Here is a 12,874-nt window from a genome sequence, read left to right as displayed (position 1 = left end):
GTGCGTCGGTGGGCCCCATGGGCCGATGGGTACGGCTTAAAATGTCCCCTGGATACGTCCCGTGACCCTGCGGATGCGGCGTGTCCCGTCGACCTGGGGAGGTCTCGTGACGGTGCCGTCCACATCGGAATTGCCCGCAGGTCGGGGTGCCGACCGGGTCGACACCACGGTGGTGCATCCGGCTCGCCGCTACAACTACTGGCTCGGTGGCAAGGACAACTTCGCCGTCGACCGGGAGTCCGGCGACCAGATTGCTGCCGTCTACCCGGGGGTGCGCACGCTCGCCCGAGAGAACCGGGCCTTCCTCGGCCGGGCGGTCCGGTTCCTCGCCGAGGAGGCCGGCGTCCGGCAGTTCCTCGACATCGGCACCGGCATCCCGAGCGCCGACAACACCCACGAGGTGGCCCAGTCCGTCGCCCCCGAATCCCGGGTCGTCTACGTCGACAACGACCCGATGGTGCTGGTCCACGCCCGGGCGCTGCTGACCAGCGACCCGGCCGGGGCCACCGCCTACCTCGACGCCGACCTGCGCGACCCGGAGAAGATCCTCGCCGACCCCCAGTTGCACGCCACCCTGGACCTGTCCCGTCCGGTGGCCCTGGTGCTGGTCGCCGTGACGCACTTCCTCACCGACGACGACCGCCCACACGAGCAGGTCGCCCGGCTGCTCGACGCGCTGCCCTCCGGGAGTTGGCTGGCGCTGACCCACTTCACCACCGACCACATCCCTACCGAGATCGTCGAGCAAATGGAAGCCGAGTTCGCCGCCGGCCGGATGAAGCAGGACGCCGTATCCCGCGACCGCGCCGAGTTCACCCGCTTCTTCACCGGCCTCGAGCTTGCCGAGCCGGGCGTCGTCCCGGTCACCGAGTGGCGTCCGCAGGTGCCACCGGAGCAGCGGCCGGCCCTGGCCGACGCCTCCATCTACGGCGCGGTGGCCCGTAAGCCCTGACCGGTTGTGCGGGCCGGGGCTTGTCCAGTGCCGGTTGGACGATCGAGGACTTCGTCGGCGCTGGTACGGCCTGGCCGACTGGCCCCGATGCTGCAGGTCCGCTCAGCCGAAAACAGTTGCGCGACTACTCGCCGATCACCTTTGCGACCGCAGGCCGTGCTCGGCTCACGGGACGGGTCGCTGCTGCTCCGGAGGCGGCCCGGTCGGGATCTTCAGAACAGCGAGAAAGGCGTTTACTGCGGGCGTCCGGCCCAGGCGGCTCCAGACGAGGTGTTCGACCCGGGTCGGCCCATCGGCGACCTCAATGGTGGTCACGCCGGTGAGCCGTGGCACGTAGGCGGAGGGGAGCATGGCGACGCCGAGACCCGCAGCGACGACCGAGGCCATCAGGTCGGCGGCGGTCACCTCGAACGCGACGTCGCGGGTGAGGTCGGCGGCGGAGAATGCTTGATCGGTCTGCGCCCGGTCCCTCGCTGACCTGACCAGCGTCGTGCTGCTCAGCAACGGCGCCAGCCGCATCGTCGGCCCGTACGGCCTGACCGACTGGCCCGGCGTCCTGGAACTGCTCGCCGCCAACGGACCAGTCGGCCTCATCCGTCGCGTCCGGCAGGCCGAATCCCAGGCCGGCGACGGCCCCGGTGCTCAGGTCCCGGACGACGCCACGGTGGCCCACTGCACGCACCTGCCGCGCTAAGCGTCAACCTGGGCGGGTCATGGTCGAGGGGTCGCTGTGGCGTTCCATCTCCGCGAGGGCTGCCGCCGCCTGTTCCAACTCATGATGAGCGAACACCGGGATGCCGTGGCGACGCAGCGCCTCGGCGGCCACGCCACGCCCGGGTACGGTGACTCCGCTGAAGGTCCCGTCGTGGACATAGCTGCTCCCGCACGTGGGGCTGCCGTCGACCAGGACGGCGAGGGCCACGTCGGCGTCGATCGCCCGGCGCGAGGCCGCGCGGAACAGGTGCGTGACGTCGCGGCCGGAGGCTTCCCGCACCCACGCACCGCTGTCGAGGACGTCGGCCGCGCTGCCGCCCACGATCTCGGCCGGCGGCCGAGGAACCGGAAACCCCACAGCCAGTTCGGGACAGAACGATACGAGGCGTCCCTCGGCTGCCCACTTCCGCCAGATCGGTGAACTCACCGGCACGCTGGTTTCGTTGAAGCGGATCGCGGCGCCGCCCAGGCAGCCGCTGACCAGTACCTTCAACATGGGACGTCCGCAACGACCACTTCGCCGGGGGAACTGCCAGCCTGGGCGATCACCGTGCCGTCCGACCTCCAGAATCCGGAGCCGCCGCCGCCGAGCAAGGGTCCGTCCGGTCCCGCTCCGCAGGACAGCACCACAGGGATCCGATGCGTGGTCGCCCGCGCGTACATCCGCGCATCGCGTGGGTCGGCCGGCGAGTTGAGCGTGCTCGCCACGTAGACCTCCGCGCCCGCACCGACCGTGGCGGCGGCGTGTTGCGCAAGCGACGCGTCCCGGCAGATGGCCAGACCAAGACGTAGTCCATCGAGTTTGAGTACGACGTGCTCGGTTCCCGGGGTGAACCGTTCGTCCTCTGGTGGATGAAGGTGGATTTTACGGTAGGCCACGGTCACGCCTGCGCCGTCGACGAGCAGCGTCGCGATGTATGAGCGGCCATCGGCCTCGACTATCGGTGCGCCGACCAGTGCGACGGCACCGGTGTCGGCGCACACCTCACGGATTGGCGCCAGCCGTGGATCATCACAGGAAACCGCTGGGGCATCGAGGTTGTACCCGGTCAGCGAAAGCTCCGGGAAGACGACCAGCCTCGCCCCGGCGTCTCGAATGACCCTCGCGTGCGTGACCGCGTTCGCGGCGACGTCGTAGGCCACAACTGCGGGCTGAGCCGTAGCGATACGCACAACCCACATCCTATCGCCAGCGCCACCGTCAGCCGCAGCCCGTGATCATGGGCGTGGCCTGAAGGGGGTACGTCGGCGTTCAGCCGCGGTACGTCAGACCAGCGGCACCTGTGCCGACCGGCCGCCGTCACCGGCCGCGCGGGCGCCCTCGGGCGCGGTGATCGGGGCGGTGATGATCCGGCTGGGCAGCACCGGAGCGTCCCGGCCGGTACCGCGTCGACTGTCGACACCGGACGACTGCTCGTGGTAGTCCTGCTCGACGTTGACCGACCAGACGTCGTGCGTACTGCCGGTGGCGATGTTCTCGGCGGTGAGCATCGCGGTCAGCATCGAGTGGTCCTGGTTGTTGTAGCGGTGCATGCCGTTGCGGCCCACCGGGTGCACGTTCGGCACCGCCTCGGTCAGCCAGGCTCGGATCACGTCCACGTTGTGCTGGTAGCGCTCGTCGTACACCGGGTAGGCCTTGGGCATGCGCACGACGTAGCCGGCCTCCACCACGCCGGGTTTAACCAACCCCAACCGCTCCAGCTCCGCGGTGGCGAGGGCCACCAGGTCGGCATCCGGGGTACACCACATGTCGTCGTCCTCGAACACGAAGTACTCCAGGCCGAGGCAGGTGCGCCCGTCCTTGACGAGGTACGGCGACCAGGAGCCGAAGTTCTGGATCCGGCCCACCCGCACCCCCGGATCGTGCACGTAGATCCAGTTGTCCGGGAACGAGAACTCCGCCGGCACCACCAGGGCGACCGTCAGGAAATCGCGGTAGCGCAGGTCGGCCGCGCAGGCCAGCACCTCCGGCGGGGCCGGCGGGTGAAGTGCGGCCACCAGCTCCGAGATCGGCATGGACGAGATCACATGGTCGGCCGCCTCGGTACGCTGCCCGCCCGCGCCGTTGACCGTCACGCTGATCGCCCGCCGGCGGGCCGGGTCGCGGTGCACGGCGGTGACCCAGCTGCCGGTGGACAGCTGCCCGCCCCGCTGTCGGACCTGCTCGGCGCAGCGCTCCCACATCATTCCCGGCCCGTACTTCGGGTACTGGAACTGCTCGATCAGGCTGGTCACGTCGGTGCGTCGACGCCGGGGCAGCAGCGCGTTGCGGATCGCCGTGGCCAGCGACAGGTTCTTGATCCGCTGTGCCGCCCAGTCGGCCTGCAAGCGGTCCGCGGGCATGCCCCAGACCTTCTCGGTGTACGTCTTGAAGAAGATCGAGTAGAGCCGCCAGCCGAACCGGGCCGACACCCAGCCCTCGAAGTGCGACTGGTCCCGTGGTGGCCGCAGCCGGGCGCGGGCGTACGAGCCGAGGCAGCGGGCGGCCTCCGGCAGGCCCAGGTTGCGCAGCGCGTTCACGGCGCTGAGCGGGTAGTTGAACAGCGCGCCCCGGTAGAAGATCCGGCTCATCCGGGGTCGGGTCAGGAAGTCCTCGTCCGGCAGGATCTCGTGCCAGAACGCCTCCACCCGGGGCACCTTCGTGAAGAACCGGTGCCCGCCGATGTCGAACCGCCACCCGTCGCGTTCCACCGTCCGGCTGATCCCGCCGACCACCTCGTCGGCCTCGAACACCTGGACCGACCGACCGTGCCGGAGCAGCTCGTACGCCGCGGTGAGCCCTGCCGGCCCCGCACCGATGATCACTGTGCCGTGCTGCTCGCTCATGCTGTCGCGCTCCCTGCTCACCGCCATGGTCGAGGTGCGGCGACTACCCGTTCTGCGCAGAATGTCACACTTGGTGGTTGATGGTCCTCGCTTCGGCGGGGCTCGCGGAGGCGTACAACGAGAAGAGCGGCACCCCGCGCGGCCGGGGGAGCGGGGGAAGCGGGCGGATGCGGCGGTGGCGGAGCGGCGCGGCGGCGCTGGCCGCCCGTGCGGTCGCGGCAGGCCGTGGCGCGGCGTGCCTGGCCCGTCGGGTGCCGCCGCCCTGGCCGTACGTCATCGGCCTGTTCCTCGGCGCGAAGCTGCTGCTCACGCTGCTCGGTCTCCTGGTCCTGCACGCCTGGGACGGGGTCCCCGGCGCGCCGCCGCCGGACGAGGCGGTGATGTGGGCGCAACAGCGCGACATCTCCGGGCACCGGTGGATCTCGTTCTGGTTCGCCTGGGACTCGCTGCTCTACCTGCGGTTGAGCACCCTGCCCCTGAGCGGGCCGTGGGTGGACTTCGGCTTTCCCCTGCTGTACCCGTTCCTGGCTCGGCCGGTCGGCGTGCTGTTCGGCGGTGACACCGCCCTCGCCCTGTTGCTGATCAGCAACGTCGCGTTCCTGCTGGCGCTCTGGTACGGCTACCGGCTGGCGGAGCTGCTGCTCGGCGACGCGGGCGCGGCCCGCCGGTTCACCCGGTACCTGGTGCTGCTGCCGACCGCGTTCCTGTTTCAGGCCGCGCTGACCGAGTCGCTCTTCGTCTGTCTCACGCTGGCCGCCTTCTACTACGCCGAACGGCGCCGGTGGCTGCTGGTCGGCGTGGTCGGCTACTTCCTGGCGATGAGCCGCTCCGTCGGCCTGCTCGTGACGCTGCCGTTGGTCCTGGTGCTGCTCCGCCAGCACGACTGGCGACTCGGACCGCGGGCCCTGCTCGGCTACCTACGGATCGGCTGGCCGTTGCTGCTGCTGCCCGCCGGGTGGTTCACCTTCATGGCGTACTGCCGGTGGCGGGGCGGGGACTGGTTCGCCTACCAGCACGCCCAGCAGACCGGATGGGGGATCGAGGTGCAGAACCCGATCCCGGTGCTGCTGAACGGGTTGGCCGGGGAGCCGCGCGACGCGGCCCGGGTGTGGTTCGCCGTGGCCGTCCTGGCCGTGCTGGTCGCCGGGTTCCGTCGCCGGGAACTGGCCTACCTGGTGTACGGCGTCCTCATGGTGCTGGTGCCGCTGTCGATGGGCCCGCCGGTGTACAAGAGCCTGCTGCGCTATCTGCTCGCCGCCTTCCCGGTGGCGCTGGTGCTGGCCCGCTGGGCCCGCCAGGCCAGCGTCGACGTGTGGTTGACCGCGACCCTCGCCGTGGTGCAGGGCGTGCTGTTCGTGCTCTGGCTCAGCTACTGGACCCACATGATCATCTGATCCGGCCGTGCCCCGGCGCGACCCCCGCCGACGCGGTTGTGCGAGCCCGGCGGCGCAGGGCAGAGGCCTGGTCGCCCCGGCGGTCCGCCGGATCGTCGACTGGGCGGTGCGCGAGCGTGGCATCCAGCGGGTGGAGTGGCGTACCAGCGCCGACAACACCCGCAGCAAGGCCCTCGCCAGCCGGCTCGGCCTGCGCCTCGACGGCACGCTGCGCCAGGTCAGCCCAGGTCCACACGGTCGGATCGACCTTGAGGTCTGGTCGGTGCTGGCCGACGAGTGGCTTGCCACGCCACGCACCGTCCACTGACGACGGCGGATAGTTGTCGTACCCGGGCGGCACCATGTATCCATGGCCGTCCCCGCGCTCACCCCTCATTCCGACCCGCCGCGTTCCGTGCCGCTGCGTGAGGCGCGCACCCGGTTCAGCCAGCTCGTCGCGCTGGCCGAGCTGACCGACGCGGTCACCGTCGTCACCCGCGACGGTGATCCCCGCCCGGTCGCCGCGATCGTTCCCGCCGCGGCCGCCCGCAGCGGCGCGCAGGCTCGCGCCGACGCCGATCGGCTCGCCGCGGTCACCGCTGGCTGGGCTCGTCGCCTCGACGAGCAACACCGCCGCAGCAGTCAGCGGCACGCCGCCGAGCTGGGCGCGGTCCGGGCGGCACTGGCCGAGGTCTGGGCCGAGCTGGATCGCCGGGTCGTCCCAGGCAGCGACCCGACGCTGGCCCGGCTGCGCGCCGCACACGCGGACCTGCTCGCTGGCTGACCGCGCTGGCTGTCCGCCGCGTCGGCTGTCCGTGTTGGCTGTCCGCCGCGTCGGCTGTCCGTGTCGGCGGGTCCGGGCGCGCCGGCGACCCGGGATCAGCCGGTGGCCGGGTAGCCGTGCGTCTCGGTCGCCTTGACCGCCACCCAGACTCGCTGGCCGGGGATCAGCCGCAGCTGCGCGGCGGCGGCCGGCGTGACGTCGGCGGCCACCCCGATCGGCCCGTCGACCTGCACCCGTACGTTGTCGCCGTGACGCTGGACGCCGGCCACCGTGCCCGCCCAGGTGTTGCGCGGGCTGCCCTCCGGCCGGGTCGGGTGCAGGGCCACCGCGGCCGGGCGGAACGCCACGAACGCCTCGCCGTCCAACCGGTCGGCGACGGTCAGGGTCAGCTGCGGCGCGACCCGTACCCCGTGACCGTCGGCGCGACCCCGGTAGAGGTTCAACCCGACCAGCCGGGCCACGTAGTCGGTGCGCGGGCGGGCGGTGACGCTCGGCCCGTCGCCCTCCTGCACCACCCGGCCGCCCTCGACGATGACCAGCCGATCGGCCAGCGCCAGTGCGTCCAGCGGGTCGTGGGTGACCAGCACCGTCGCGCCCGGATGGGCGGACAAATGCCGGTGCAGCTCCGCGCGGGTGTCCAGCCGGGTGCGGGCGTCCAGCGCGGCGAGCGGCTCGTCCAGCAGCAGCAGCGACGGTGCCACGGCCAGCGCGCGGGCCAGCGCCACCCGCTGCGCCTGCCCACCGGAGAGCTGCCGGGGGCGGCGCTGCGCCTGCGCGTCGAGCCCCACCCGGGCGAGCCAGTCCCGCGCGGTGGCACGGGCGGCCCGCCGGTCGACGCCGTGCCGGCGCGGCCCGAAGGCCACGTTGTCCAATGCGCTGAGGTGCGGAAAGAGTAGGTAGTCCTGGAAGACCACGCCGATCGGCCGGCGTTCGGTGGGCACCCAACCCCCGGTGGTCGGGCGGTCCAGGTCGACGCCGTCGAGGGTGACATGCCCGTCGGTGAGCGGATGCAGCCCGGCCAGCGCGCGCAACGCGGTGGTCTTGCCGGCGCCGTTCGGGCCGAGCAGCGCCACCACCTCGCCCGGCGCCACCCGCAGCGGCACGTCGAGCCGGAAGGCATCCCGGTCGACGACGAGCCGGGCGTCCAGGAGTCGACCGCTCATGCGCTGGTCATCCAGCGATCCCGCAGCGCGACCAGGATGCCCACCGACACGACGAGCAGCACCAGACTGAGCACGATCGCGGACTCCAGGTCGGTCTCCAACGCCAGGTAGACGGCGAGCGGCATGGTCTGCGTCCGGCCGGGGTAGTTGCCGGCGAAGGTGATGGTGGCACCGAACTCGCCGAGCGCCCGCGCCCAGCAGAGCACCGCCCCGGCGGCCAGACCGGGTGCCACCAGCGGCAACGTGACGTGGGTGAAGGTGGTCCACCGGCTGGCGCCCAACGTCGCGGCGGCCTCCTCGTAGCGGTGGTCGGCAGCGCGTAGCGCACCCTCAACGGCGATCACCAGGAACGGCATGGCGACGAACGACTCGGCCAGCACGACACCCGCGGTGGTGAACGGCAGGGTGATGCCGAACGTGGCGTCGAGCCAGCCGCCGAGCAGCCCACGCCGGCCGAAGACCAGCAACAGCGCCACCCCACCGACCACCGGCGGCAGCACCAACGGCACGGTGACCAGTGCGCGTACCAGTCGACGGCCGGGGAACTCGACCCGGGCCAGCACCCAGGCGAGCGGCACTCCGAGCAGCAGGCAGAGGGCGGTGGCCAGCGTGGCGGTCTGCACCGACAGCCGCAGCGCGGTCAGCGCACCCGGCTCGGTGAGCCGCCCCGGCAGGGTCGTCCACGGTGCCCGGATCACCAGCCCGGCCAACGGCAGGACGAGGAACAGCAACCCCAGCCCGGCGGGGATCAGTAACGCCGCCGGCACCCGCCCCCGCCGTCGGGGCGTGGCCTGCCGCTCGCGGGGTGCGTTGTCGGCACGCTCGCCTGCGGTGTCGTTGCGGACCTGGCTCACGGAGCCTGGAACCCCGCCTCGGCCAGGATCGCCTGCGCCGGCGCTGAGCGGACGTACGCGACGAAGGCCCGCGCGCCGGCCGGGTTCGGCGCGTCCTTCAGCGCGGCGATCGGGTAGTCGTTGACCGCCCGCGCCGACTCGGCAAACTCCACGCCGGTCAGGTCGGCGCTCGCCGCTCGCGCATCCGTGCGGTAGACCAGCGCCGCGTCCACCTCGCCGAGCTTCACCTTGGCGAGCGCACCCTTCACGTCCTGCTCCAGGGTGACGGGCGTGAGGGCGACTCCGGCAACGTCCAGAGCGGTGCGGGCCGCCGCGCCGCACGGCACCTGGCGCGCGCAGAGCGCCACCTTCACACCTGGGCTGGTCAGGTCGGCCAGGCCGGTCACCCCCTTCGGGTTGCCCCGGGACACCGCGATCACCAACTGGTTGCGGGCGAAGATGCTCGGCGTGCCGTCGGCGTTGCCGGCCTCGGTGACCGTGGTCATGTTCGCCGGGGCGGCCGAGGCGAACACGTCCGCCGGTGCGCCCTGGTTGATCTGGTGGGCCAGCGCGGAGCTGCCGGCGAAGTTGAGGGTCACGTTGCTGCCGGGGTTGGCGGCCTCGAAGTCCTTCCCGATGCGGGTGAACGACTCGGTCAGCGAAGCGGCCGCGAACACGGTCACCGGGCCGGTGACGCGGCCGTCAGCGGTGCCGCCGGTCGCCTCGTCGTCGCCCGCACCGCAGCCGGCCACCGCCAGGGCGGTGACCATCAGTACGACCACCGCCGTGGTTACCCGCGCCCTCATCCGCCCGACCGTGCCCTGGTCGCGGCGGGTGCGGCCCGCTCCACCACCACCGTGGTCGACTTGATCACCGCGACGGCCACCGACCCGACCCGCAGGTCGAGCTCGTCGACGGCCTCCCGGCTCATCAGCGACACCACCCGGAACGGGCCCGCCTGGATGTCGACCTGGGCCATCACCGTGTCCTTGCGGACGTCGACGACGATGCCGCGCAGCCGGTTACGGGCCGAGGAGAACTCGGCGCCCGCGTCCGGATCGGCGGCCTGCGCGCGGGCGAACGCAGCCAGGTCCACGCCGTCGACCACCCGGTGGCCGTGCTCGTCGCGCCCGGCCGTCAGCCGCCCGGCGTCCACCCAGCGGCGAATGGTGTCGGCGCTGACGCCGAGCAGATCGGCGGCCTCCCCGATCCGGTACGTCGTCACCGGCCCACCCTAGCGTCCGCAATTGCGAGGAGGAAAGCCCAAGGCGGACGGTATCTGCCTACCAAATAGGGATCGGCTCCCTGCAGTTGCGAAATCGTCTCTGCGACTTGGCGCAAGAGAAGGTCAGGGCCGGCGGGGGTGGCCCTTGAGGTGCCGGCCGAGCTCGCGGGCGATCTCCCGGTTGGCGTCGCGCTCGGCCAGCGTCTGCCGCTTGTCGTAGGAACGCTTGCCCTTGGCCAGGGCCAACTCGACCTTGGCGAAGCCGTTCTCGAAGTACATCGACAGCGGGACCAGGGTCACTCCGCCCTCGCGGACCTTGTCCAGGATCCGGTCGATCTCGGCCCGGTGCAGCAGCAGCTTGCGGTTGCGGCGTGGGGCGTGGTTGGTCCACGTGCCGTAGGCGTACTCGGCGATGTGCAGGCCGTAGAGCACGATCTCGCCGTCGCGCTCGTGCGCGAACGCGTCCACCAGCGAGGCCCGTCCCTCGCGCAGCGACTTCACCTCGGTGCCGACCAGCACGATGCCGGCCTCATAGGTGCGCAGCACGGTGTATTCGTGCCGGGCCTTCTTGTTGGAGGCGATCAACCGGCGCGCTGGTGGCTTGGACGGGGTCACCAGGCGACGATATCCGGCCGGTGGAGCAACCGTACCGGCCGGCTCAGTCGCGCGCCGGGCGCTCGGCGCGCAGTCGCGCGGTCAGGTCACGGACCGCCTCCCCGAATGCCTCCTGCGACTCACACGGCCAGTGCGCCAGGATCGGTGGGGGAACGCTGTCGCTGGGTGCCGGCACCACGTCCTGCGGGTCGGTCAACCGCCGATCCACGGTCGCCGCCGGCCCGGTCAGGGTCTCGGCCTCCCCGGGCCGGTGGGAGGCGAAGATCCACCCGCCGATCGGGTCGGTGTCGCGCCACAGGTTGATCCAGCGCCAGCCGACCCGGTCGCCGATCTCCCGCAGCGCCGGCTCGTCGGCGTACGCCGGGAACAGCCGGGAGTACAGCCGGCCCAGCGGTGAGCCGTAGGTCAGCAGGGCGACCCGGTCGGTGACCCGGGTGGGCAGTTGCAGGACCGTCGCGGCGAGCAACACCGAGCCGTGGCTGTGTCCGGTCAGCAGCACGCCGTGCCCCTGCTCCACCAGGTAGGAGATCCGCTTGGCCAGCTCCGGCACGGCCCGCTCGGCATAGCAGGGCGGTGCGAACGGGTGCGCGGCCCGAGGCCAGAAGGTGCCCAGATCCCAGAGCACCCCCACGTATCGACGGAACTGCGCTGTCCGGTAGGCGAAGATGCCGCTCACCACCAGGCCGAGCAGGATCGCGGCGATCACGTAGCTACCCGACCCGATCAGAAAGTTGACCATGCCCTCCGGAATCCCGACGTAGCGCTGCGCCACGTCGCCCGGTAACAGCTGGAGCAGGCCGAGCACGCTGGTGGCCAGGCCGAGCGCCGCCAGGCCGGCGTACACCACGAAGAGTGGTTCCAGCCGTTCGGTGAAACGGGCCCGGGCCACCGCCTGCTCGACCCGCCGCAGCCGGTCCGCCGCCTGCGGCGGCGCGTGCGGAAAGTCGGCGGCCACGATCGCTTGGGCGGCCCGCCGCCGTTCGCGCCGGGTCAGCCTGGTCACCAGGCCGGCCACCAGCAGAGCGGTCACCACCGCCAGGAAAAACCCGAAGATCGCCCATTTGTACGCCAGGGGAGGGCTGGTCTCCAGGCCGTCCGCGGTCGTCCCTTGGCGATCGAGCAGGTCCGCCATCCGGTAGACCAGCTCGGCGGAGAACGCCACGGCGAGCCCGGCCGAGATCGTCATGAAGACCGGCGATCCCAACGCGCGGATAGGTGACCTGCGCTGCCCACCACCCCGCCGCCAGATCACCAGCACGGCGAGCGCCGCCACCAGCACGGTCTGGCTGACGAAGAGCCAGGCGACGATCGCGCCGTAACCGGGCAGTGCACCAACCTGCGGCCACGGCGCCGGGCTGATGACGATGTGCACGATCACCAGCATCGTCAGGCCGACGGTGATGGTGCGCAGCCCGCGAAAGACGCCGTCCACCCGGGGCGCGGGGCCGGTCCGGTCGATGCTCGGGACCACGGTCACCAGGGCCAGGCAGACCAGCAGCACCACCCCGGTGGCCGTCAACAGGATCACCATCACCCACGAGGAGTGCTGGCTGGCCCGCGCGGTCAGCAGGCTGCCGTCCAGCGTGGCGAACGCCGCCGCGACGTGGGCCGAGCGCAGCCGCCCGACGAGAGGCTCGCCGTCCCACTGGCCGACGGCGCTCAACCGGTGTTTCGACGCCTGGCTCGACGGCGTTCGGAACGCGTCGAACGAATGGCCGGGGCGGGCGCCCAGCCACCAGACGAGCCCGATGGCGGCGACCGGCACGAGCGCCAGCACGCCCAGGCGCAGCCCGGTGGGGCGTCCGCCGAGCCAGGACAGCCAGCTCCGACCGGCCAGGCACGACGGGGTGTCCATGCAGCGCCACGCGATCAGGTCCAGCGCCACCCCGACGATGGAGAGCACGTAGAGCACGGTGAGAGTGAGGGCGAGCACCCGGCACAGCGCCATGAAGCCACGCTGCGAGACGGTGTTCGCCGGGCGCATCCAGAGCGCCACGTTGCAGAGCATGAACGGCAGCAGGAAGACCAGCGACAGGGTCCGCACCGCCGTGCCGGACGGCAGGTCACTCCAGCGGTACGCCTCCAGCGTCACCCCGTCCGTCCCGGTCGAGTCCGGATAACCGGGACGCGGGCGGTAGAACCCTCCGCTGCGGTCCCCGGCGACCTGGTGCACGTGCGGCCGGTCCAACACCTGGTCCGCCCCCGCGCCGGAGACACCGTGCACCCGCAGCTCCACGATCCCGCCCGACGTCGTCGGTCCGGTCGGTGTCGCGTCCGCCATGGGCCCCCCGAGGTGTGCGCGGCAGCCGGGCGGGTCGTCGATGTCCGGCCACCCGCGCGGCTCCCCGGCTTACCCATCCGGGACGCGATCAACCGTGGCCCGCCCCTG

Annotated in this window: 15 protein-coding genes; 5 read left to right on the top strand and 10 right to left on the bottom strand. The window is 72.0% G+C overall.

Features of this window, described 5'->3' with window-relative positions:
• Positions 1-73 precede the first annotated feature (73 nt).
• A complete protein-coding gene (locus ACIBF8_RS10045) occupies positions 74-952 on the top strand; it encodes an SAM-dependent methyltransferase (protein ID WP_396782475.1) in 879 nt (292 codons plus the stop codon).
• A 165-nt stretch (positions 953-1,117) separates the two neighbouring features.
• Here the strand turns inward: ACIBF8_RS10045 and ACIBF8_RS10040 are convergent, their stop codons facing one another.
• Complete coding sequence (locus ACIBF8_RS10040; protein WP_396782077.1) at positions 1,118-1,456, bottom strand: LysR substrate-binding domain-containing protein; 339 nt, start codon at positions 1,454-1,456, stop codon at positions 1,118-1,120.
• Here ACIBF8_RS10040 and ACIBF8_RS10035 point away from each other — a divergent pair.
• Positions 1,443-1,646 carry a hypothetical protein gene (locus ACIBF8_RS10035; protein ID WP_396782075.1) on the top strand — a complete coding sequence of 68 codons (204 nt, stop codon included), beginning with the start codon at positions 1,443-1,445 and terminating at the stop codon, positions 1,644-1,646. The genes ACIBF8_RS10040 and ACIBF8_RS10035 overlap by 14 nt on opposite strands.
• A 3-nt stretch (positions 1,647-1,649) precedes the next feature.
• Here ACIBF8_RS10035 and ACIBF8_RS10030 read toward each other — a convergent pair whose 3' ends face one another.
• The 3 genes from ACIBF8_RS10030 to ACIBF8_RS10020 form a co-directional block, all read right to left on the bottom strand.
• Positions 1,650-2,162 (bottom strand): DUF523 domain-containing protein, encoded by a 513-nt coding sequence (locus ACIBF8_RS10030; RefSeq protein WP_396782074.1) that lies wholly within the window; start codon positions 2,160-2,162, stop codon positions 1,650-1,652.
• A complete protein-coding gene (locus ACIBF8_RS10025) occupies positions 2,156-2,839 on the bottom strand; it encodes a carbon-nitrogen hydrolase family protein (protein WP_396782072.1) in 684 nt (227 codons plus the stop codon). Before ACIBF8_RS10025 ends, ACIBF8_RS10030 begins: the two co-directional genes overlap by 7 nt.
• A 93-nt stretch (positions 2,840-2,932) precedes the next feature.
• On the bottom strand, positions 2,933-4,492 hold the full coding sequence (locus ACIBF8_RS10020) for an NAD(P)/FAD-dependent oxidoreductase (protein ID WP_396782071.1): 1,560 nt from the start codon (positions 4,490-4,492) through the stop codon (positions 2,933-2,935).
• Between the two features lie 80 nt (positions 4,493-4,572).
• Here ACIBF8_RS10020 and ACIBF8_RS10015 point away from each other — a divergent pair, with 80 nt between their 5' ends.
• From ACIBF8_RS10015 to ACIBF8_RS10005, 3 genes are read left to right on the top strand one after another with little or no spacing between them, the layout of a single operon-like run.
• A complete protein-coding gene (locus ACIBF8_RS10015; protein WP_396782474.1) occupies positions 4,573-5,886 on the top strand; it encodes a hypothetical protein in 1,314 nt (437 codons plus the stop codon).
• Between the two features lie 7 nt (positions 5,887-5,893).
• A complete protein-coding gene (locus tag ACIBF8_RS10010; RefSeq protein ID WP_396782069.1) occupies positions 5,894-6,193 on the top strand; it encodes a GNAT family N-acetyltransferase in 300 nt (99 codons plus the stop codon).
• A gap of 42 nt (positions 6,194-6,235) precedes the next feature.
• Positions 6,236-6,649 carry a type II toxin-antitoxin system Phd/YefM family antitoxin gene (locus tag ACIBF8_RS10005; protein WP_396782067.1) on the top strand — a complete coding sequence of 138 codons (414 nt, stop codon included), beginning with the start codon at positions 6,236-6,238 and terminating at the stop codon, positions 6,647-6,649.
• A 95-nt stretch (positions 6,650-6,744) separates the two neighbouring features.
• Here the strand turns inward: ACIBF8_RS10005 and ACIBF8_RS10000 are convergent, their stop codons facing one another.
• The 6 genes from ACIBF8_RS10000 to ACIBF8_RS09975 all read right to left on the bottom strand — a co-directional run bounded on the left by ACIBF8_RS10000 (position 6,745) and on the right by ACIBF8_RS09975 (position 12,766).
• A complete protein-coding gene (locus ACIBF8_RS10000) occupies positions 6,745-7,812 on the bottom strand; it encodes an ABC transporter ATP-binding protein (protein WP_396782066.1) in 1,068 nt (355 codons plus the stop codon).
• Positions 7,809-8,579 (bottom strand): ABC transporter permease, encoded by a 771-nt coding sequence (locus tag ACIBF8_RS09995; protein WP_396782472.1) that lies wholly within the window; start codon positions 8,577-8,579, stop codon positions 7,809-7,811. Before ACIBF8_RS09995 ends, ACIBF8_RS10000 begins: the two co-directional genes overlap by 4 nt.
• A gap of 83 nt (positions 8,580-8,662) precedes the next feature.
• Positions 8,663-9,451, bottom strand: a complete 789-nt coding sequence (modA, locus tag ACIBF8_RS09990; protein ID WP_396782065.1) for a molybdate ABC transporter substrate-binding protein — start codon at positions 9,449-9,451, stop codon at positions 8,663-8,665.
• The gene (locus ACIBF8_RS09985) at positions 9,448-9,870 is read right to left on the bottom strand and encodes a molybdopterin-binding protein (RefSeq protein ID WP_396782063.1); all 423 of its coding nucleotides are present in this window, start codon (positions 9,868-9,870) and stop codon (positions 9,448-9,450) included. The genes modA and ACIBF8_RS09985 overlap by 4 nt, the downstream gene beginning before the upstream one ends.
• A gap of 123 nt (positions 9,871-9,993) precedes the next feature.
• Positions 9,994-10,485, bottom strand: coding sequence for an SsrA-binding protein SmpB (smpB, locus tag ACIBF8_RS09980; protein ID WP_124856073.1), 492 nt, complete (start codon positions 10,483-10,485; stop codon positions 9,994-9,996).
• Positions 10,486-10,528: 43 nt separating this feature from the next.
• Positions 10,529-12,766 carry a hypothetical protein gene (locus ACIBF8_RS09975; RefSeq protein ID WP_396782062.1) on the bottom strand — a complete coding sequence of 746 codons (2,238 nt, stop codon included), beginning with the start codon at positions 12,764-12,766 and terminating at the stop codon, positions 10,529-10,531.
• Between the last annotated feature and the right edge of the window lie 108 nt (positions 12,767-12,874).

The sequence above is a fragment of the Micromonospora sp. NPDC050276 genome (genome assembly GCF_044459545.1).
Lineage (GTDB): Bacteria > Actinomycetota > Actinomycetes > Mycobacteriales > Micromonosporaceae > Micromonospora.
This window is presented reverse-complemented; position numbering and strand designations above follow the sequence as displayed.